Source organism: Salipiger aestuarii (assembly GCF_003259905.1).
Classification (GTDB): Bacteria; Pseudomonadota; Alphaproteobacteria; order Rhodobacterales; family Rhodobacteraceae; genus Salipiger; species Salipiger aestuarii.
The window spans coordinates 32893-53319 of record NZ_QLMG01000003.1 but is presented as its reverse complement, the minus strand read 5'-3'; the positions used below and the strand labels follow the sequence as shown (position 1 = coordinate 53319).

Annotated in this window: 16 protein-coding genes; 6 read left to right on the top strand and 10 right to left on the bottom strand. The window is 65.7% G+C overall.

The window, feature by feature from the left end:
• Window positions 1–57 precede the first annotated feature (57 nt).
• From ATI53_RS02680 to ATI53_RS02655, 6 genes are all read right to left on the bottom strand, one after another.
• Window positions 58–885: an MBL fold metallo-hydrolase gene (locus tag ATI53_RS02680; protein WP_009507122.1), complete on the bottom strand. Its 828-nt coding sequence runs from the start codon at window positions 883–885 to the stop codon at window positions 58–60.
• Between the two features lie 115 nt (window positions 886–1000).
• Window positions 1001–1585 (bottom strand): GNAT family N-acetyltransferase, encoded by a 585-nt coding sequence (locus tag ATI53_RS02675; RefSeq protein WP_009507124.1) that lies wholly within the window; start codon window positions 1583–1585, stop codon window positions 1001–1003.
• A complete protein-coding gene (locus ATI53_RS02670) occupies window positions 1585–2847 on the bottom strand; it encodes a M16 family metallopeptidase (RefSeq protein ID WP_009507126.1) in 1263 nt (420 codons plus the stop codon). The genes ATI53_RS02675 and ATI53_RS02670 overlap by 1 nt, the downstream gene beginning before the upstream one ends.
• On the bottom strand, window positions 2844–4232 hold the full coding sequence (gene thrC, locus ATI53_RS02665) for a threonine synthase (protein ID WP_111549680.1): 1389 nt from the start codon (window positions 4230–4232) through the stop codon (window positions 2844–2846). The genes ATI53_RS02670 and thrC overlap by 4 nt, the downstream gene beginning before the upstream one ends.
• Entirely contained in the window at window positions 4233–4907 is a 675-nt protein-coding gene (locus ATI53_RS02660) for an SURF1 family protein (RefSeq protein ID WP_009507130.1), read from the bottom strand.
• A 254-nt stretch (window positions 4908–5161) separates the two neighbouring features.
• Window positions 5162–6418, bottom strand: a complete 1257-nt coding sequence (locus ATI53_RS02655; RefSeq protein ID WP_111549679.1) for an MFS transporter — start codon at window positions 6416–6418, stop codon at window positions 5162–5164.
• A gap of 203 nt (window positions 6419–6621) precedes the next feature.
• Between ATI53_RS02655 and ATI53_RS02650 the strand changes: the two genes are divergently transcribed.
• Together ATI53_RS02650 and ATI53_RS02645 are read left to right on the top strand one after the other, a co-directional pair.
• Window positions 6622–7683: a GSCFA domain-containing protein gene (locus ATI53_RS02650; RefSeq protein WP_009507134.1), complete on the top strand. Its 1062-nt coding sequence runs from the start codon at window positions 6622–6624 to the stop codon at window positions 7681–7683.
• Complete coding sequence (locus ATI53_RS02645; protein WP_111549677.1) at window positions 7680–8396, top strand: hypothetical protein; 717 nt, start codon at window positions 7680–7682, stop codon at window positions 8394–8396. The genes ATI53_RS02650 and ATI53_RS02645 overlap by 4 nt, the downstream gene beginning before the upstream one ends.
• Window positions 8397–8408: 12 nt before the next feature.
• Here the strand turns inward: ATI53_RS02645 and hisN are convergent, their stop codons facing one another.
• Both hisN and ATI53_RS02635 read right to left on the bottom strand, forming a co-directional pair.
• Entirely contained in the window at window positions 8409–9233 is an 825-nt protein-coding gene (hisN, locus tag ATI53_RS02640; RefSeq protein ID WP_190325547.1) for a histidinol-phosphatase, read from the bottom strand.
• 56 nt (window positions 9234–9289) lie between these two features.
• On the bottom strand, window positions 9290–9664 hold the full coding sequence (locus tag ATI53_RS02635; protein ID WP_009507139.1) for a helix-turn-helix domain-containing protein: 375 nt from the start codon (window positions 9662–9664) through the stop codon (window positions 9290–9292).
• Window positions 9665–9959: 295 nt separating this feature from the next.
• Between ATI53_RS02635 and ATI53_RS02630 the strand changes: the two genes are divergently transcribed.
• From ATI53_RS02630 to ATI53_RS02615, 4 genes are all read left to right on the top strand, one after another.
• Window positions 9960–10925 carry an NADPH:quinone oxidoreductase family protein gene (locus ATI53_RS02630; RefSeq protein ID WP_009507140.1) on the top strand — a complete coding sequence of 322 codons (966 nt, stop codon included), beginning with the start codon at window positions 9960–9962 and terminating at the stop codon, window positions 10923–10925.
• A gap of 377 nt (window positions 10926–11302) precedes the next feature.
• Entirely contained in the window at window positions 11303–14713 is a 3411-nt protein-coding gene (locus ATI53_RS02625) for a transglutaminase family protein (RefSeq protein ID WP_009507142.1), read from the top strand.
• 21 nt (window positions 14714–14734) lie between these two features.
• Window positions 14735–17131 carry a circularly permuted type 2 ATP-grasp protein gene (locus ATI53_RS02620; RefSeq protein WP_111549676.1) on the top strand — a complete coding sequence of 799 codons (2397 nt, stop codon included), beginning with the start codon at window positions 14735–14737 and terminating at the stop codon, window positions 17129–17131.
• A gap of 10 nt (window positions 17132–17141) precedes the next feature.
• Window positions 17142–18041 carry a transglutaminase family protein gene (locus ATI53_RS02615; protein WP_009507146.1) on the top strand — a complete coding sequence of 300 codons (900 nt, stop codon included), beginning with the start codon at window positions 17142–17144 and terminating at the stop codon, window positions 18039–18041.
• A 15-nt stretch (window positions 18042–18056) separates the two neighbouring features.
• Here ATI53_RS02615 and ATI53_RS02610 read toward each other — a convergent pair whose 3' ends face one another.
• Both ATI53_RS02610 and ATI53_RS02605 read right to left on the bottom strand, forming a co-directional pair.
• Window positions 18057–19331 carry an acetylornithine deacetylase/succinyl-diaminopimelate desuccinylase family protein gene (locus ATI53_RS02610; protein ID WP_009507148.1) on the bottom strand — a complete coding sequence of 425 codons (1275 nt, stop codon included), beginning with the start codon at window positions 19329–19331 and terminating at the stop codon, window positions 18057–18059.
• 144 nt (window positions 19332–19475) lie between these two features.
• On the bottom strand, window positions 19476–20411 hold the full coding sequence (locus ATI53_RS02605; RefSeq protein WP_170134514.1) for a DUF2125 domain-containing protein: 936 nt from the start codon (window positions 20409–20411) through the stop codon (window positions 19476–19478).
• Window positions 20412–20427 lie beyond the last annotated feature (16 nt).

Sequence of the window (20427 nt, the reverse complement as noted above, 5' to 3'; positions counted from 1 at the left end):
GGGCGCTCCTTTGTCGGGCGCCAAGACTGCGATTGTTCGCGGCGGATGCCAAGGGGGTCAGTCGCTCAGCCATTCGGGCCGCAAGACCACGACCGTGGGACGCGCGGGCAGGTCGCGCAGGCTGACAAGCATATCGGGGCCGGCGCGGCGGTCGATGGCGAACCGGTCCGACACATCGGCGATGAACCGTTCCAGCGCGCTGCCCGCGAACCAGTGCATTGGCAGGATGATGCGGCTTTTCAGCCGGTCGACCACCTTGACCGTGGTGTCTGGCCCCATGGTATAGCCGCCGTCGACGGGCACCATCACCACGTCCAGCCGCCCGAGCGCGGCATATTGGCGGTCGTTCGGTTCGTGGTGCAGATGGCCAAGGTGGCCGATGCACAGGCCTTCGACCTCGAACACGAAAATCGAATTGCCGCGCTCTTCGGCGCGACCATATTGCGAGCGGATGTCGGTGGACACGTTGCGCACCAGCATTTCACCCAGATCGAGGTGATGCTCGATGCCCTGCCCGAAGGCGCCCCAGCCTTGCAGGATGTGCGGGATTGCCGGATCGGGGCTGGCGGTCCAGTGGGTGCTGTGAGCGTGGTTCATCGTGACGATGTCGGGAATCAGCCCGGTCTGGCCGACAAAGCCGCTGTAATCGGTGATCGCCGCCAGCCCTCCGCGCGTCTGGATCATGAAACTGGCATGGGCAATGTAGTGGATGCGCACCGCATGATCGGGGATCGGGTCGCTCCACGCGGCCTTGTGCAGATACCGCAGGCCGGGCGCGGCATCGGCAATGGCGATGCAATGGGATGGGCGGCGCGCGTCCTGTGCCGCCAGTGGCGGGGCGAATGTGGCAATGACGAAAGCGACTGTGGCGAGCGGGCGCAGCATCTGTGACCTCCGGGGTGCGTGAGGTCAGGCTATCAGGTCCGTGCGCGCACCGGCCTGACAATCGTGTCAGATGACGGTTTTTCACGCTCAGGGCGCGCGCGCCGCCCCGATCAGGTCACCCGATCTGGGTCTTGCCGCGCCGGTCATGGCGCAGCGAGGCATACAGAACATGGGTCCGCCAGCGCCCATTGATCTGAAGATAGCTTTGCGCCACGCCTTCGAACTTGAAGCCCGACCGTTCCAGCAACCCGCGTGAGGCGACGTTTTCCGGCAGGCAGGCCGCCTCGATCCGGCTCAGGTCCAGCCGGTCGAACGCGTGGTGCACCAGCGCCGCGATGGTTTCGTGCATGTATCCGTGCCGCGCGTAGGGCTGTCCGGTCCAGTATCCCAGAACGCCCGATTGCGCCGGGCCGCGGCGGATGTTGTCCAGCGTGATGGCGCCCAGCAGTTGTTCGTCGTCGCGCCGAAAGATGAACAACGGCACCGCCGTGCCCGCCGCGACGGACCTGTTGGCCCAATAGACACGGTTGGTGAACGCGCGGCGGCTGAGGTGGTCGGTTGCCCAGGACGGTTCCCACGGCACCAGATAGGCGCGGCTTTCCACCCGCAGCGACACCCATGGCGCGAAATCGCCGTGCTGCGGCGGGCGCAGCACAAGCCGTTCGGTATCCAGCCGGAACCTGCGCTTCCGGCCCAGCATCACGCCGCCCGGCGGGCCTGAAGTGTGCCTAGATCCGGCGCCTTAGTTACCGGGCCGTACAGCGCCAGTGCTGCGGGGGCGGTCGTGGCCATCTGCTCGGCAAAGTCGCGCACATCGCCGGTGGTGACGTTGTCGATTTTGGCGACCGTGTCCTCGATCGGGGGGACATCGCCCCAGATCTGCACCATGCGGGCCATGCGTTCGGCCCGGTTGGACGAGCTTTCCAGCCCCATCAGCATGCCTGCCTTCATCTGGGCGCGGGCGCGCGCGACCTCTTCGGGGGACATGTCTTCGGCGGCGCGCTTCATCTCGTCGATGGTGATGCCCGCCAGGTCCGCCATTTCGTCGCCGCTGGTGCCGGCATAGACGGTCATCAGGCCGGTGTCCTCATAGGCGCCGGTCTGGGCAAAGATCGTGTAGCACAGGCCCCGCTTTTCGCGGATCTCCTGAAAAAGCCGCGACGACATGCCCCCGCCAAGCGCGATGGAATAGATCTGCGCGGTGTAAAAGTCCGGATCGCGATAGCCCGGCCCCTCGAAGGCGAGCGCGAAATGCGCCTGTTCCAGCGGCTTTTCCCGGCGCATTTCGCCGCTGGTAAACCGCCCCGGTTCAAAGGCCATCGCGCCGCGCCGGGGCATGTCTCCGAACAGCGCCTCGGCCTGCGCGACCAGTTCGGCATGATCGACGGCGCCCGCCGCCGACAGGATAAGCTGCTCGGGGCCGTAATGTTCGCCGACAAAGCGCTTCAGGTCGTCCTGGCTGAAGCCGCGCACGTTGGCGGTTTCGCCCAGGATGGTGCGGCCCAGCGGCTGGTCCTGATAGCACCGATCCTGAAGCCAGTCGAAGATCACGTCGTCGGGGGTATCCAGCGCCTGGCCGATTTCCTGTAGGATGACGCCGCGCTCGATCTCGATCTCGCGCTGGTCGAACAGCGGATTGCGCAGGATGTCGGCGATAACTTCCATGGCAAGACGCGTGTCGTTTTCCAGCACGCGGCAGTAATACGCTGTCACCTCGCGCGAGGTATAGGCGTTGATATAGCCGCCCACATCCTCGATCGCCTCGGCGATCTGCAACGCGGTCCGGGTTCCGGTGCCCTTGAACGCCATATGTTCCAGGAAATGTGCGATGCCGTTCTGTTCGAGGCGCTCGTTGCGCCCGCCGGCCGACACCCAGATGCCGATGGATGCGGACTGTAGCCCGTCCATACGTTCCGAAACGATGCGCAGGCCATTGGAAAGGGTGGTCAGTTCGACGGTCACTTCAGGGTACGCTCGCGGATCAGGGTTTCAAGGGCCGTCAGGTCGTTGCCGACACGGGTGAGGCGTTCGGGGCGATCAAACAGGTCGGCCATGCGGTCGGGCAGGGGCGGGCGGATGCCGCTGGCCTTTTCGACGGCATCGGGGAATTTCGCCGGATGGGCGGTGGCAAGGGTTATCATCGGGACCGTCGGGTCGCGGTGTTCGCCGGCGACCTTGACACCGATGGCCGAATGCGGGCACAGCAGCTCGCCCATCGTGCCCTGGGCGGTGCGGATGGTGGCAAGGGTTTCGCCCTCGGACGCGCGCCCCGAATCGAAATTTTCCCGCAGGGCCTGTAGTGCGCCCTGGCTGACCTTGAATCCGCCTGCCTTCAGCTCGTCCATCAGCTGCGCCACGGCCTTGCCATCGCGGTCATAGGCATCGAACAGCACCCGTTCGAAGTTGCTGCTGACCTGAATATCCATCGACGGCGAAATCGACGGATGCACCTCGCTGGTGGCGTAATCGCCCGAGGTCAGGCAGCGGTGCAGGATGTCGTTCTGATTGGTGGCGACCACCAGCCGGTCGATGGGCAGGCCCATCTTTTTGGCGATATATCCGGCAAAGATGTCTCCGAAATTGCCCGTCGGCACGGTGAAGCTGACGGTGCGGTCCGGCGCGCCCAGCGACACGGCAGAGCTGAAATAGTAGACCACCTGTGCCAGCACCCGCGCCCAGTTGATGGAGTTCACGCCCGCCAGCCGCACCTCGTCACGAAAGGCGAAATCGTTGAACATATCCTTGAGCCGAGCCTGACAGTCATCGAAATGCCCGTCCATCGCGAGCGCATGCACGTTGGTCTCGGTTGGCGTGGTCATCTGGCGGCGCTGCACCTCGGACACGCGGCCATGCGGATAGAGGATGAACACGTCGACAGCGTCCAGACCCCGGAACGCCTCGATCGCGGCGCTGCCGGTGTCGCCAGAGGTCGCGCCGACAATGCAGACGCGTTCGCCGCGCCGGGTCAGCGCCTCTTCGAACAGCTGGCCGATCAGCTGCATGGCGAAATCCTTGAACGCCAGCGTCGGGCCGTGAAACAGTTCCAGCAGAAAATGCCCCGGCGCCAACTGCACCAGCGGTGCGCGCGCATCGTGGCCGAAGCCCGCATAGGCCCTGGCGATCAGGTCACCAAATGTCGCATCGGTAAAGCTGTCGCCCACAAAGGGGCGCATCACGCGAAACGCGGTTTCCTCATACGACAGCCCGTGCAGGGCGCGGATGTCATCGGACGACAGGGTCGGCACGGTTTCGGGCACATACAGCCCGCCATCGCGCGCCAGCCCCGACAGCATGGCCTCTTCGAAGCTCAGCGACGGCGATTGGCCGCGGGTGGAGATATAGCGCATTCAGGTCTCTCCGGTCTTGCGTTGGCGCGAGATGTAATAGGCGGTCATGCCCAGCCACACCACGGCAAGCGAATACCAAGTGATGGCATATTGCAGGTGATCGTTGGGAATGCCGGCGGTGTCCACCGGCATCGGCTCGATATCGGGGTCTTGGGGGTCGATCTTGCGGGCCACCACCAGCAGGGGTTCGGTTCCCAGCTGTTCGGCCATGGCCGCGATGTCGCGGGCGAACCAGATGTTGGCATCGACATCGTTTTCGGGGGTCGCCGAATTGCGATCGTCCGGCCAGTGCAGGTTGCCCACCACCTCGGCCGGGCCAGAGGTGCGGGCCGCGTCCTTGTTTTCGGCGCGGGTAAAGCCCCGGTCCAGCAGGATCAGGCGATCCTTGGTACGAAAGGGGGACACGATCAGATAGCCCGCGCCAACCTGCTTGCGGCTCACGAGGATGCGGATCTCTGCCGGCAGGATTTCCCCTTGCAGGGCGACCGGCTGGTATTTCTGATCCGCGGGCGACACCACGACCGGCAACGGCTCTGGCGGGCCACTGATGCGGGACTCGATCTGGGCCAGTATGCCCAGTTTCTCATCGAGCCGCTGCATCTGCCACGTCCCCAGCGCGACGAGGATACCGGCGCCGATCAGGCCAAAAAGCAGGGGGGCGGTGAAACGGGACACGCGGGCTCCGCAAGGGTGACTCATGGCGCCTGCCTTATCGCGTGCGGGCGGGGGGTATCAAGACGCGAATGATCCCGCGCCGTCGCGCGATGGTCGAAGCGGTGTTCGGGTCGCACTGTCGGGCCTGCCTGCGACGCGGGTGTTTTCACCCCCAGCCAGTCGAATTATCAAGAGATCATTTGGTCGCATCGGTCTGTGCCCGACTCAACAGGCCGGTGCGATCGCACGCGGGGCGGGATTGTGATCCGCGACCCTTAGCCCAGCGCGTCGCCGCCCTCTGCCTGCTCTACTGCCCAGGCTCCTGCGGCCTCGACCGCGACGGGCGAGGCGCTGGGAAGGACGCCGAGATAGCTTTCGGTGTCCGACACCTGCACCGAGTCGCGCCGGGTCATGCGCCATGCGGCATACAGCGCGATGGCCGCAAAGGTCGGCGCCAGTGCCAGCCAGTACGCATAGGGGCTGATCGCCTGCATGGCCCAGCCGGTCAGAAAGGGGCCCCCGATGGCCCCGATGCCAAAGGTGAACACCAGCCCCCCGGACGCGGCGGGCATGTCTTCGACGGTGATGTAGTCGTTGGTATAGGCCAGAAACAGCGCATAAAGCGGCGTGGTGACCCCCCCGGCGATGAAGGCCGCGGCGAACAGCGGCACCGGGTCATCGCCCCCGATCCATCCCAGCGCGCTGGCGGCGGTGCCAATGACGGCACAGCCGGTGATCAGCAGGCGGCGGTCGATCCGGTCGGACAGCCAGCCGATGGGATATTGCAGCAGCAGCGCCCCGGCAAAGGGCATGGCGGCGAACAGCGCGATCTCGTTCCGGGAAAGCCCGGCCTGCGTGCCGAACACCGCGCCCATCCCCAGCAGGGTCGAATAGCTGCCGCCCAGGATGAGAATCCCGACGGTGCTGAGCGGCGCAAATGAAAACAGCCGGGGCAGCGACATCGGCCGGGTGATCGCGGCGGCGGGCACCGGGCTGACCGACAGCAGGATCGGCGCAAACGACACCGACACCAGGATCGATGCTCCGATGAACAGAACCGACGTGGCCGCATCGCCCAGCGTCAGCAAGCCTTGCGCCCCGATGAGCCCCAGCGTCTGCGCGATCATGTAGGCCGACAGCACCTTGCCGCGCGTCGCGTTGGTCGAGGCATCGTTCAGCCAGCTTTCCGCAGTGACATAGACCCCGGACATGCAAAATCCGACCAGCAGGCGCAGCACGGTCCAGGCGATGGGATCGGTCAACAGCGGAAAGGCGATCAGCCCTGCGGACATGAAACTGCCAAGTGCTGCAAAGACCCGCACATGGCCCACCCGGCGAATCATCCGCGGCGTCCCTTGCGCACCCAGCAGGAAGCCCGCGAAATAGCCGGATGTGATCACCGCCAGTTGCGCGGGGCTGAAGCCTTCGATGTCGCCGCGCAGACCGATCAAGGTGAACTGCATGCCATTGCCCAGCATGATGAAGACGATGCCGACAAGCAGCGCCCAGACCGAAGACAGTACCTGGATCATGACGGTTTCCTCTCGCGGCACATCGACTTGTATCCGCCCTCGCACGCATGGGCGGGGCTGTCTGTCGCTTTCAGCGGCGAAACCTGTGCCGTTTGCGACATGGCTGGGATTTTACCCGTCTGGTCCGGCGACGGCGCCGGAACGGACGCGCCCGAGTTGACCCCGCGCGCGACGCGGCTAGGATCGCGCCAAGGAGCTTTGCCATGTCCCATCCCTACCGCAGCCAGCCGCCGCGCGCCTTCTGGAAAAAGACGGTGTCGCACCGGCATCCGATGGATGTGGGCGACTGGTACAGCCCGCGCATCCTGTTCGAGGGCAAGTCCATCGCCACCGCCGGAAGCTGTTTCGCGCAGCATATCGGTCGGGCGCTGCGCGGTTCGGGGTTCGATTACATCGACGCGGAACCCGCGCCGAAGGGCCTGCCGCCCGAGGCGCACATGGATTTCGGCTATGGCATGTATTCGGCGCGCTACGGCAACGTCTACACCTCGCGGCAGCTGCTGCAATTGTTGCGCAGGGCGCAGGGGCGGTTCACCCCCGCCGAAACCGCTTGGCCGCACAGGGGCGGGGTCGTCGACCCGTTGCGTCCGACGATCGAGGCCGAACCCTTTGCGTCGGTGGCCGAGCTTGAGATGCTGCGCCGCGACCATCTTGCGCGGGTGCTGGACATGTTCGAACGGGCCGAGGTGTTTGTCTTTACGCTGGGACTGACCGAGGCTTGGCTTTCGGCGGCGGATGGCACCGCCTTTCCGCTGTGTCCGGGCACGGCGGGGGGCACGTTCGACCCTGCGCGCCACCGGTTTCGCAACCTGTCGGCCGCCGAGGTGCGCGCCGACATGGACGCGTTCCTGACCGAGCTGCGCGCGCTCAATCCGTCGGTCGAGGTGTTCCTGACCGTCAGCCCCGTGCCGTTGATGGCGACCGCGACGCAGGCGCAGGTGGCTGTCGCGTCAAGCTATTCGAAATCGGTGCTGCGCGCGGTCGCGGGCGAGCTGTGCGACGCCCATGATTTCGTCGATTACTTTCCCTCGTACGAGATCATCACCCAGCCGTTCATGCAGGGGTATTTCTTTGAACCCGACCGCCGCGAGGTGTCGCCGCACGGGGTGGCGCATGTGATGAAAACCTTCTTTGCGGCGCAGGGCGGGGCACCGATGCCCGCCGCCCCCGCGCCGCCCGAACCGGAGCTGTCCGAAGCCGAGCGCGCCGAGCGGGTCAAATGCGACGAAGAGCTGCTCGCCGTGTTCGGCGAGGGCGAACCATGAAAATCCTGATCACCGGAGACAGCCACACCGGCGCCTTGTCGCAGGGGCTGGCGCAGGTCCGGGATGGCCTGCCGGGCGGCATCGACATCGTGGTCAAGCCCTTGGGCGGCGGGCATATTCTGCCCACGCCGTTTTTTCGCGACGCGGGCACCTACGCCCAGATCGTCGATCCCGATTACCGGCGCAATTTCCACCGCCTGCCGCCGCACGCGATCAACGCGGACATGATCGCCCTGTCGGCACCGCTTTGGCCGATGCGGGTGATGCATCAGATGGTCTGGCCGCGCCACAGCATCGATGCGGCGATTCCCGGCGGGCAGCCGATCTCGCGCGCGGTGTTCCGGCGCCTCGTGATGGAGGATCAGGGACAGGTGCTTGCGCTGTGCGCTTTGCTGCAGCGGGTGGGAATGCCGGTTCTCGCGGTGTCGCCGCCGGTGATGTTCCGCGATCATGCCACGCTGCGTCAGATGGCGCCCGAGCATGTCCGCGCCATGTTCGATGGCTATCGCGCGATCATGCTTGAAGAACTGGCGGCGCGCCACATTCCGGTGCTGGACGTGCCGCCCGACTGCGTTGACGCCGACGGGTTCATGCGGCCCGAGTACCGTCACGAAAACCCCGAAGACGAACATCACGCCAACGCCGCTTTCGGGGCGTTGATGATCCGGCAGCTGGCCGCCCTGGCGCCGTCACTGCTGGCCAGGGCGCACTGACGGCGCGGGCGATCAACGCCGAAGCAGCGCCAGCGCCTGCGCGTGCAGACCGGCGTTGGCCGCTGCCAGCACACGGCCGCCGCCATGGGCCGGGCCGCCCTCCCAGTTGGTGACGATGCCGCCCGCGGCCTCGATCACCGCGATGGGGCCGCCGACGTCATAGGGATACAGTCCCGCCTCGATCACCAGGTCGATATGCCCTGCCGCAAGCAGCGCGTACGCATAGCAATCGGTGCCATAGCGGGTCAGCCGGGTCCGGGTCTTGACGCGTTCGAACGCGACGCGGTCTTCGGGGGTGCCGATTTCGGGAAAGGTCGTGAACAGGATCGCCTCGTTCAGCATCGCGGTGCTGCGGGTGCCCAGCGGGCGCTCTCCCAGCGGTCCGGTGTAACTTGCGCGCCCCAGCCCGCCGCTGAACCGTTCTCCGGTGTAAGGCTGATCGACGATCCCAAGGCGCGGCCCGGTGGCATCCGATAGCGCGATCAGCACGCCCCAGGTGGGGGCGCCGCTTAGAAAGCTGCGGGTGCCGTCGATCGGATCAAGCACCCAGGTCAGCCCGCTATCGCCAGCGCTGGTGCCGAATTCCTCGCCAAGGATGCCGTCCTGCGGGCGCCGCCGGGCCAACACCTCGCGCATCGCCAGTTCAGCGGCGCGGTCCGCGACGGTGACCGGGTCGAACCCTGTTGCATCCTTGTTTTCCGCATCCAGACCAAGGGCACGGAAATGCGGCAGGATGGCGTCGCGCGCGGCATCCGCCAGCGCGTGCGCGGTATCCCATAGGCCGGAGGCGAGGGTGTCGGGAATATCAGCCTTTTCAGGGGCCCGCAGGTTGGCCATGTCGCCCGCTCCGTTGCTTGATCCTTGGGATCAGCTAGCGCAGCGGGCGCACAGGCTCAAGCCACGTCAGACAGCACGCGCGCAAGTTCGAACAGGCGGCGGCGCTGGTTTTCGGGGATCGCATAATAGGACCGCACCAGATCCAGCGCTTCTTTGTCGCCCAGAATGTCGGCGGGCATCGCCGCGACCGGTGCATCGTCCGTGTCCTGTTCGGTTTCGATACCTTCGAAGAAGAAGCTGACCGGAACATCGAGCGCATCGGCGATGTCCCAAAGCCTGGAGGCGCTGACGCGGTTCGCCCCGGTTTCGTATTTCTGGATCTGCTGGAACTTGATCCCGACCTGCTCGGCAAGCTGCTGCTGCGTCATTCCGACCAGCCATCTGCGGTGGCGGATGCGTTTACCCACATGGACGTCGACGGGATGCGTCATCGGTTGTTCCTTCTACCACGCCCCTCTGCTGAGGCGGCTGCTTTTCTTTTTATTCTATAGCCAATAGGCGCAGCGGCCATGCCCATCTGGAGATGCATGAAGCTTCGCCGTTCCCGGATGGCGCGAAGCTACATCGGCCTTCCGCGTGGAATCAAGCATTTTGCGCCCCTAGCGGTGAAGACGGTTAACATTGGGCACGTTAAGGTAGAGTGAACAACAGCACCCGTTCGATATTTTCGTGTTATTGACATGAATTGTCGCAACGGGGCAGGGTCTGGCAAAATCCGGAGGCCCCATGCGCGCTTATCACCTCGTATCCCATGACATATCTCCGCAGCTGACCGATCTGCCCGATCCCGCGCCCGGTCCCGGCCAGATCGGTGTGACAATCCGCGCCTGCGGGCTGAATTTCGCCGATCTGCTGATGATGCGCGGCACCTATCAGGACACCCCCGCGCTGCCCTTTACCCTGGGGATGGAGGTCGCGGGCGTGGTCGACGCGCTTGGCGCGGGCGTCACCGGCTTTGCCGTGGGCGACCGGGTGGCGGTGTTCGGCGGACAGGGCGGGCTGGCCGAGCGCGGCGTGTTCGATGCGGCGCGCGCGGTCATAATGCCCGACGTCATGGGGTTTGACGACGCGGCGGCGTTCCAGATCGCCTATGGCACCTCGCATCTGGCGCTGGATCATCGCGCCCGGCTGCAACCCGGCGAAACGCTGCTGGTGCTGGGGGCGGCCGGGGGCGTCGGGCTGACGGCGGTCGAGATCGGCAAGCTGATGGGCGCGCGGGTGGTTGCCTGCGCGCGGGGGCCGGAAAAGCTGGACATCGCGCGCAGGGCCGGGGCGGATCATCTGATTGATGCCACTGGCGACGACATCCGCGAGGCGGTTCTGGCGCTGGGGGGGGCGGATGTGGTGTACGACGCGGTGGGGGGAGACCAGTTCACCGCCGCCTTCCGGTCCTGTAAGCCCGAGGCCCGCATCCTCAGCATCGGTTTTGCCAGCGGAGACGTGCCGCAGATCAAGGCCAACCACCTGCTGGTCAAGAACCTGACCGTCATGGGGCTGTATTGGGGGGGCTATCTCGGGTTCGCGCCGAAACTTCTGACCGGGTCGCTTGCCACGCTGTTCGACTGGTACGCCCACGGGCGCATCCGGCCCCACGTCAGCCATGTGCTGCCGCTTGACCGGGCGGCCGAGGGGCTTGCGCTGCTGCGCGACCGCAAATCCACGGGCAAGGTGGTGATCCGCCTGCCGGGGTAACGCCCGAGGTGTCCGTCCCCAGCGGCCGGTGGAATCACCTTGCGCGTGCCAGTCGCGGTTGCCGGGGCCAGGCCCTGACGCCGCATCGACCAGTTCCGCGACGCCGCCAGCGACAAGCGGGCCGCCGTACGGCCCGGATGCGACAGTCCGAAAGACCCTGTCGATATGTGCGCGCGCTGGTGTCATGCGGGTTGTGGCGCAGGCGCGATATGCGACCAGCGGACAAGGCGCGCGGCGCGATGCGCAACGATGGTGCGATGCCGCCGGCACGGCTCCCGCTGGGCGGCCCCGATCCCCGGCCGGGGTTTACATTGAAGCTGACTGCGGCTCAGGTGAATGCCAACACACGCAACTTCAATTCGCGCGGACGGACAGACATGGCGATCACTGCAAGCATTCACCACCTGACGCATTACAAGTACGACCGGCCGGTCACGCTGGGTCCCCAATTGATCCGCCTGCGTCCCGCGCCCCATTCGCGCACGCGGGTGATTTCGCATTCGCTCAGGGTTTCGCCCACGGGGCATTTCGTCAACCACCAGCAGGACCCCTACGGCAACTGGCTGGCGCGGTTCGTGTTTCCCGAACCGGTGCGCGAATTCAAGATCGAGGTCGATCTGGTCGCGGACATGACTGTCTACAACCCGTTCGATTTCTTCGTGGACGAGATCGCGGATCAGTGGCCGTTCGAATACCCCGAGGAATTCCGCAACGACCTGCGCATCTATGCCCGCCCCGAACCGATCGGCGAGCATCTGAAACAGTATCTCAGGACGATTCCGCGCAAAAAGATGAACACGGTCGATTTCCTCGTGGACATCAATGCCAGGCTGCAACAGCACATCGACTATATCGTGCGGCTGGAGCCGGGCGTGCAGACCCCCGAGGAAACCCTGCAGCACAAGAAGGGGTCGTGCCGCGACACCTCCTGGCTGCTGGTGCAGATCCTGCGCAACCTCGGGTTTGCGGCGCGGTTCTGTTCGGGCTACCTGATCCAGCTGAAACCCGATCTTCAGTCGCTTGACGGCCCGTCCGGCACCGATCACGATTTCACCGACCTGCACGCCTGGTGCGAGGTGTTCCTGCCGGGCGCGGGCTGGATCGGGCTGGACCCGACCTCGGGGCTGCTGACCGGGGAATCGCATATCCCGCTGGCCGCGACGCCGCATTACCGCAATGCCGCGCCGATCACCGGCGGGTTTGCCGCGGATGGCAATCCCAAGACCACGTTCGATTTCGACATGACCGTGACCCGCGTGGCCGAGCATCCGCGCATCACCAAGCCGTTTTCCGAGGATTCCTGGAAGGCGCTGGACGCGCTGGGCGACAAGGTCGACGAGGTTCTGAAAGAACAGGACATGCGCCTGACCATGGGCGGCGAGCCGACGTTCGTAAGCATCGACGATTTCGAAAGCGCCGAGTGGAACACCGACGCCGTCGGCCCGACCAAACGCGACAAGGCCGACCAGCTGATCCGCCGCCTGCGCGAACGCTTCGCGCCCGGCGGGTTCCTGCATTACGGGCAGGGCAAGTGGTATCCGGGCGAAACGCTGCCGCGCTGGACGTTCTCGCTGTACTGGCGGCGCGACGGCCTGCCGGTGTGGAAGAACCCCGATCTGGTGGCGCGCGAGACCGCCGACGGCGTCACCCCGGACGATGCGGGCAGGTTCATGACCGCATTCGCGGAAAACCTTGGGCTGGAATCGGATTACGCCCAGCCTGCCTATGAGGACCCGGTCGAGTGGATCATCAAGGAAGCCGACCTTCCGGTGAACGTGACACCCGAAGACAGCAAGCTGAAAGACCCCGAAACGCGGGCGCGCATCGCGCGGGTGTTCAGCCGGGGGCTGGACAAGGCGGCGGGCTATGTGCTGCCGCTTCAGCGCCAGTGGCAATCCAGGCACCAGCCCGCCAGCCGCTGGAAGTCGGAAAAATGGAGAACCCGGCGTGGCCATCTGTTCCTGATCCCAGGCGACAGCCCGGTGGGCTTTCGCCTGCCGCTGGGGGCGCTGCCCCATATCGCACCCACGGCCTTTCCATATGTCTATCCGGCGGATCCTTCGGTGCCGGCCGACGACCTGCCCGATTTCCACGCCGAGCGTGAGGGAAAGCGCATCGCGCTGATGAGCGAACTCACTCGCATCGCCGAAGAAGAAGCGGAAACGCTGCCCGATGTCACCCCTGGCCACGACCAGCCTGTGACCGCCGCACGCGACACCGGCGACCGGCAACGGGTGATGCAGCAGGCCACGGATCCGGCGGCGGGGCAGGTGCGCACGGCCATCGCGGTCGAACCGCGCGACGGGCGGCTGTGCCTGTTCATGCCCCCGGTCGAACAGCTTGAAGATTATCTCGAACTGCTCACCACCGCCGAGGAAACCGCCGCCGCGCTGGGCCTGCCGATCCATGTCGAAGGCTACACGCCCCCTGGCGACAGCCGCCTGAACGTCATCCGCGTCGCCCCCGACCCCGGCGTGATCGAGGTCAACATCCACCCCGCGCATGACTGGCAGGATTGCAAGGACATCACCTTTGGCGTCTACGAGGACGCCCGCCAGATCCGCCTTGGCGCCGACAAGTTCATGATCGACGGCAAGCATGTGGGCACCGGCGGAGGCAACCATGTCGTCGTCGGCGGCGAGACGCTGCTGGACAGCCCGTTTCTGCGCCGTCCCGACCTCATGCGCTCGCTGGTGCTGTACTGGTTGCGCCACCCGTCGCTGTCCTATCTGTTCTCGGGGTTGTTCATCGGGCCGACGTCTCAGGCGCCGCGCATTGACGAGGCCCGCCACGACAGCCTGTACGAGCTGGAAATCGCCCTGTCGCATTTCCCGGCCCCCGATCAGGGCGAACCCCCGCAGCCCTGGCTGACCGACCGTCTGCTGCGCAACATGCTGATCGACGTCACCGGCAATACCCACCGGGCGGAAATTTGCATCGACAAGCTGTTTTCGCCCGATGGGCCGACGGGGCGGCTTGGCCTGGTGGAATTCCGCGGCTTCGAGATGCCGCCGGATGCCAAGATGAGCCTTGCCCAGCAGGTGCTGATCCGCGCGCTGCTGGCCCGGTTCTGGAAAGAGCCGGTGCAGGGGCGCCCGGTGCGCTGGGGCACCACGCTGCACGACCGCTTCATGCTGCCGCATTTCGTCTGGCAGGATTTCGAAGACGTGCTGCGTGACTTGCGCGACCATGGCTTCGACTTCCGTTCGGACTGGTACGAGGCGCAAAAGGAATTCCGCTTTCCGTTCATCGGAGAGGTCGATTACGAAGGCGTCCACCTGCAACTGAACCAGGCGCTGGAACCCTGGCATGTGCTGGGCGAACGCGGCGCGATCGGGGGCACCGTGCGCTATACCGACAGTTCTGTCGAACGCATGCAGGTGCAGCTGACCGCGATGGACCCGGACCGCTATACCGTCACCTGCAACAAGCGCCCCGTGCCCCTGACGCCCACGGGTGCCAGTGGCATGAAAGTGGGCGGCGTGCGGTTCAAGGCGTGGCAACCCGCCGAGGCGCTGCACCCGACGCTGCCGGTCAACGTGCCGCTGGTGTTCGACATCTTCGACACCTGGACCGGTCGGGCGCTGGGCGGATGCACCTATCATGTCGCACATATGGGGGGGCGCAACTATGATACCTTCCCGGTGAACACCAACGAGGCCGACGCCCGCCGCCTTGCGCGATTCGAGAAACTGGGTCATACCCCCGGCTCTTACTGGCCGGCGCCGGAACACCCGCACCCCGAGTTTCCGATGACGCTTGATCTGCGTCGCATGCCCGGACTGTGACGATGATGGAGGCCCCCGCAGGTGAACAAGGCTGGCACCCCCGATGCGCTGTCGCGCTTCCTTTCGGGCTATGACCCGCTTCCGGGTGTCGCCGATGAGCTGAAGCGCCCCGACGGGACCATGCGTCCCGTCTGGGAGCCGCTGATGCGCTACGTCGCGGGCAAGAGCCCCGAACAACTGGCCCGCGCCTTTGCGCGCGGCGACCAGTACCTGCACGACACCGGCGTCTATTTCCGCCAGTATTCGGGCGCGGAATCCACCGTGCGCAGCTGGCCGCTGAGCCATCTGCCGGTGGTGATTTCGGAAAACGAATGGGACGGGCTGGCGGCGGGTATCGCGCAGCGCGCCGAACTGCTCGAACGGGTGATGGCCGACCTTTATGGCAAGGCCGAACTTGTCAGGGATGGCTTTCTGCCCGCCGACCTGATCGCGCAGAACCCTGAATGGCTGCGGCCCGTCGTCGGCATCAAGCCGCGATCGAAACATTTCCTGCATTTTCTGGCGTTCGAGATCGGCCGCTCGCCCGATGGGTCGTGGTTCGTGCTGGGGGACCGCGCGCAGGCCCCGTCGGGGTCGGGGTTCGCGCTGGAAAACCGCATGGCCTCCAGCCGGGTGTTCCACGATCATTTTCCCAAAAGCGGAGTCGCGCGGCTGGCGGGCTTTTTCCGCAGCTTTCGCGATGCGATGCTTGGTCTGCGCGGGCCGGCGGACGGGCGGGTGGCGATCCTGACGCCGGGCCAGCACACCGACACCTATTACGAACACGCCTATATCGCGCGCTATCTTGGATTCCTTCTGCTGGAATGCGAGGATCTCAAGGTGCAGGACGGCAAGCTGTCGGTGCGCACGATCAATGGCCCCAAACCGGTTTCGGTGCTGTGGCGGCGGCTGGACTCGCGTTTTGCCGATCCGCTGGAACTGGATGAAACCTCGGCTCTGGGCACGCCGGGGATGGTTGCGGCGCTGCGGGCAGGGGCCATGGATATGGTCAACTGCCTTGGCTCGGGCGTGCTGGAAGCGCGCGCGCTGATGGCGTTCCTGCCCGGCATCTGCGAGCACCTGATGGGCGAGCCGCTGAAGCTGTCCAATATCGCGACATGGTGGTGCGGGCAGGAATCCGAGCGCGCCTATGTGCTGGAAAACCTTGAACGGATGATGATCGGTTCGGCCCTGTCGACCAAGCTGCCGTTTGACATCGACCGCACCACCGCGTTGGGCGGCAAGTTTCGCGACAGCGCGCAGGGTCCGGTGACCGAATGGATCCAGCGCGAAGGCGCGCGGCTGGTCGGGCAAGAGGCGGTGACGCTGTCCACCACCCCGGCGATGATCGACGGCATGCTCAGGCCGCGCCCCATGGTGGTGCGGGTGTTCGCCACCCGAACCGAAAACGGCTGGGAGGTCATGCCCGGCGGCTATGCCCGCATCGGGCGCGGTGGCGATCCGACGGCGCTGGCGATGCAGGCCGGAGGGTCGGTGGCCGACGTCTGGGTCATGTCGAAAACCGCCAAACCGGCGGACACGCTCGCCAGGGCACCGGCGGGCCCGTTCCTGCGTCGCCAGCCCGGCTTGCTTCCGGCGCGAGCGGCGGACAACCTGTTCTGGCTCGGCCGCTATGTGGAACGTGCCGAAGGCGCGATGCGGGTGCTGCGCGCCTGGCATTTGCGGTTGGAAGAACACGGCACGCGCACCGTGCCGCTGGTGTCCGCGCTGGGCGATTTCCTGAGCACGTTCGGACACGATCCCGAAGAACCGATCCCGACGCATCTGCTGGGCCAGCTCGACGCGGCGGTGATCTGCGCCAGCAAGGTGCGCGACCGATTTTCCACCGATGGCTGGAACGCGCTGAACGACCTGGCCGGGTCCGCCGGTCGGCTGGCCGAACGCGTGCATCACGGCGACGATGCGGCCCACGCCATGTCGGTGCTGCTGCGCAAGACGGCCGGGTTTTCGGGGCTGGTGCACGAAAACATGTTCCGCTTTCTGGGCTGGCGGTTCCTGACGCTGGGCCGGGCGCTGGAACGCGCCGATCACATGGCCGCGGTTCTGGCGGCGCTGGCGGATGCCGAAACGCCGGCTGGCGGGCTGGACGCGGCGGTTGAGGTCGGCGACAGCGTGATGACCCACCGGCGCCGCTATACCATTGAAAGTTCTCGCGAGACGGTGATCGACATGCTGGCGCTTGACCGCGACAACCCGCGCTCGATCCTGTTTCAGATCGACCGGCTGCGCGAGGAAGAAGAACAGCTTGCCGCCGTCAGCTCACGTCCGCGCGTGGGCGAGGCGACGCGGCGTATCCTGATGATGCAGACCATGCTTGCAGTGTCCGAACCCGAACAGATCTCGACCCGCAGGCTGGTGCGCATCCGGCGCGAGCTGGCCGCGATCTCCGAGGCGCTTACGGCGCAATACCTGAGCTGAGGACAGACCCATGTCGCAAATCTACGACATCCGGCTTCGCATCGCCTACAGCTACGACAGCCCGGCGGCGGCGCAGCGCACCTTGCTGCGAATCCTGCCGCGCAACATCGCGGGCCAGCAGCAGCTTCTGTCCGGCGTTGTAACGTCCGACCCGGCGCCGGACTACCGACTGGATGACATTGACTTCTTTGGCAATCCAACGGTCGAGGTCGCCCACGAGGCGCGCCTGTCCGAGGTCGATTTCCAATTCGAGGGCCGCGTGCTGCGCCACGCCCCCGGCGATGGGCTGGACCTGTCCTGTGGCTTGCGCGCCCTGCCGCGTGAGATCGCGCAGATCAACAGCATCGCACCCACCAGTCCGCACCATTTTCTCGGAGCCTCGCCCCGGTTGCGGCACGAACCGGAAATCGCGGCCTTTGCGCGTGAGTGCGTGTCAGACTCGATGTCGACGCTGGAGGCGGCCGAGGCGCTCAGCCTTGCGCTGAACACGCTGTTCGACTTCGATTCAGGCGCGACCGAGGTTACGACCACGCCCATCGACGCGTTTCGCGCCAGACGCGGCGTGTGTCAGGACATCAGCCAGGTGATGATCACCGCCTTGCGGGAAATCGGCATCCCGGCGGGCTATGTGTCGGGGTTTCTGCGCACGCTTCCCCCCGAGGGCCAACCCCGGCTGGAAGGCGCCGACGCCATGCACGCCTGGGTGCGCGCCTGGTGCGGCACCGATGCGGGCTGGGTCGAATTCGACCCCACCAACGCGATCCGTGCGGGGCTGGATCACGTCATCGTGGGCTTTGGCCGGGACTATTCCGACGTGGCGCCCTCCAAGGGCTCGTTGCGGTCCGAGGGCGGGCACGACACGCGCCATATGGTCGATGTCGTGCCTGTCGATGAACGGGCGCCTGCCTGAGGCCGCGTTCCCGCGTCACGGCAGCAGCAGTTTCTCAAGGCTGCGCCCCATCACGCGGGCGCTGTCGATCATATCGGTAACCCCGACCCATTCGTCGGGCTTATGCGCCAGCTCCAGCACGCCGGGACCGTAAGCGATGCAATTTTTCAGCTTGCCGATGCGGTCGATGTGCTTTTGGTCGTAGCTTCCGGGAGAGGCGACATAGGTCGGGTCGGTGCCCAGCATCTCGCGGATAGCGCTTGCGACGGTGGTCACCACGGGTGCGTCCCTGTCGGTCATTGACGGGACGACGCGGTTCAATTCGCGGATCTCATAGTTGAAATTGGCGCGGCGGTGTTTCAGGTCGTCAAGCAGGGCAATGACCTCGTCGCGCACACCGTCCGCGGTTTCCTCGACCAGAAAACGCCGGTCGATGGTGATGCGGCAGCTGTCGGGCACACAATGCGCGGGCAGGCCGTCGAAACCGGGCGGGTTTTCCGGCTGGCCGCCGTGGATGGCGTTGATGTTCATGGTCGACTGGCGGGCGCCTTCGGGCACGACGGGCATGTCGGTGTGGCGGGTGGCCATTGCGGGATAGAGCCGGTCTTCGAACGCCTGAAGCACCGCCCCCATGTGCCGCACCGCGCAATCACCCAGGAACGGCATGGAGCCATGGGCGATTTCGCCCTTCGTCTCGATTTCGGCCCACCAGCCGCCGCGATGGCCAAGGCAGATGCGGGTCTTGTCAAGCGGTTCGGGAATGATGACGTGCTGCACCCGATCGGGCGAGAAATACCCCAGCCCGGCAAGATGGGCGACTCCGCCGTAGCCGCCGGATTCTTCGTCCGCCGTGGCACTGATTTCGATTGCGCCGGCATAATCAGGATGTTGTTCGACGAAGGCTTCGGCGGCAATGACCGAAGCTGCAAGACCGCCTTTCATGTCACAGGCCCCCCGGCCATAGATCCGGTCGCCCTCAAGTGCGCCGCCAAAGGGCGCACGGGTCCAGCCCGCGCCGACCTCGACCACGTCGTGATGGCTGTTGAAATGCACACATTCGCCGGGGCGGGTGCCCTCGCGCCGGGCGATCAGGTTCCAGCGGGGATAGCGGTCGCTGTCACCGGGCGCTCCTGTGGCACGGATCAACTCGCATGCGAAACCAGTTGGCGAAAGGCGGGTCCGCAGCAGTTCGCAGATGTCATGGTAATGCTGACCGGGTGGGTTGAGCGTGGGAATACGGATCAGGCATTGCGTCAGCGCGACAAGGTCGCCACGTTTCGCTTCGATGCGTTGGGAAAGCAGGTCAGTCATGGAGGCAGTGTTTCCAAGATCGACAGGTTGCGCAAGCCGTGCTGCACCACCCAAGATTTTTCGTACGAAAAATCTTGGGCTCCGTGGCGGCGCGCAGTGCGCTGAACCGGGATCAAGAAAATTCGTACGAATTTTCTTTGGCGCTTACCTCAGGTGTGGGGCAGGCCCGATGGGCAGAATGCCGACCCAGGTTTTGCCGCCGCGAAACTCGAAGGTGGCCTCGATGCCGTCTTTTCGGCCAGAAAGCCCCGAAAACAGGGACACCGCCTGCTCTATCGCCAGGAGCATTCTCGGCGCGCCGCCCCCCGCAGCGCGTTCGGCCGCAATGGCTTCGGACAGGTTGTCGGCCCGGACGCTGACAGCGCCGTCAAGCAGGCCGTCCGCATCCACATCCACCGTGCCGGCCGCGGCAAGCGTCAGCGGCCCCAGTTCCAGTTCCATCCGCGTCAGGCGAATCGCGGTCACGTTCTGGACAGCCATGTGCGGCGCCGCTGCGCTCTCGGCAAGGTCGACCGTGGCGTCCAGCCGCAAGGCCCCGCGCCCGGTTGGCGCCGACAAGGCGAAATCGTCGGCGTTGAACGCGACGCGGTAGGCCGTTTCACCGTCGGCCAGCGTCACCGCCCCGGTGACGCCCGACATCGCGACCGAGATCTCGCCCGACAGATTAAGCACCGTCGCCTCGACATGGACCCGTTGCAGCACAGTGCCGTGGCGCACCAGGCTCGCGCGAATGCCTTCTCCGTCAAGCGCATAGCTCTTGCCGTTACGGGTCAGGCCCGCGCCGCGGGGCAGGGCGGCGATGACATGGTCGCGGTTCCAGATCATCGACAGCACCTGCACCACCGGCGCTTCGATCTTCAGATCGTTCTGTGGGTCGCTGCTGGCAAACCCCGTGAAGGTGCTGTCCAGCCGGTTGGGAAAGCCGCGAATCACAAGGTCGTCCCAGGTGACCGCGATTCCGCGTGCGTCCAGTTCAGCGGCCCAGGCGTCGATCGCCTTTCTCTGGGCGTGGGCCTGCCAGAACCAGGCGCCGGACCAGGCGAGCGCGGCGACGAGGATGACGACAACAAGGCGTTTCACGGGCAAGCCCCTTTCA

Bases quoted from the DNA above. Each gene is read 5' to 3' on its own strand.
- ATI53_RS02680 (WP_009507122.1), bottom strand. From the start codon at position 885: ATGCTGCGCCCGCTCGCCACAGTCGCTTTCGTCATTGCCACATTCGCC.
- ATI53_RS02675 (WP_009507124.1), bottom strand. From the start codon at position 1,585: ATGCTGGGCCGGAAGCGCAGGTTCCGGCTGGATACCGAACGGCTTGTG.
- thrC (WP_111549680.1), bottom strand. From the start codon at position 4,232: ATGCGCTATATCTCCACCCGCGGCCAATCGCCGTCGCTGAGCTTCGAA.
- ATI53_RS02655 (WP_111549679.1), bottom strand. From the start codon at position 6,418: ATGATCCAGGTACTGTCTTCGGTCTGGGCGCTGCTTGTCGGCATCGTC.
- ATI53_RS02650 (WP_009507134.1), top strand. From the start codon at position 6,622: ATGTCCCATCCCTACCGCAGCCAGCCGCCGCGCGCCTTCTGGAAAAAG.
- ATI53_RS02645 (WP_111549677.1), top strand. From the start codon at position 7,680: ATGAAAATCCTGATCACCGGAGACAGCCACACCGGCGCCTTGTCGCAG.
- hisN (WP_190325547.1), bottom strand. From the start codon at position 9,233: ATGGCCAACCTGCGGGCCCCTGAAAAGGCTGATATTCCCGACACCCTC.
- ATI53_RS02635 (WP_009507139.1), bottom strand. From the start codon at position 9,664: ATGACGCATCCCGTCGACGTCCATGTGGGTAAACGCATCCGCCACCGC.
- ATI53_RS02630 (WP_009507140.1), top strand. From the start codon at position 9,960: ATGCGCGCTTATCACCTCGTATCCCATGACATATCTCCGCAGCTGACC.
- ATI53_RS02625 (WP_009507142.1), top strand. From the start codon at position 11,303: ATGGCGATCACTGCAAGCATTCACCACCTGACGCATTACAAGTACGAC.
- ATI53_RS02615 (WP_009507146.1), top strand. From the start codon at position 17,142: ATGTCGCAAATCTACGACATCCGGCTTCGCATCGCCTACAGCTACGAC.
- ATI53_RS02610 (WP_009507148.1), bottom strand. From the start codon at position 19,331: ATGACTGACCTGCTTTCCCAACGCATCGAAGCGAAACGTGGCGACCTT.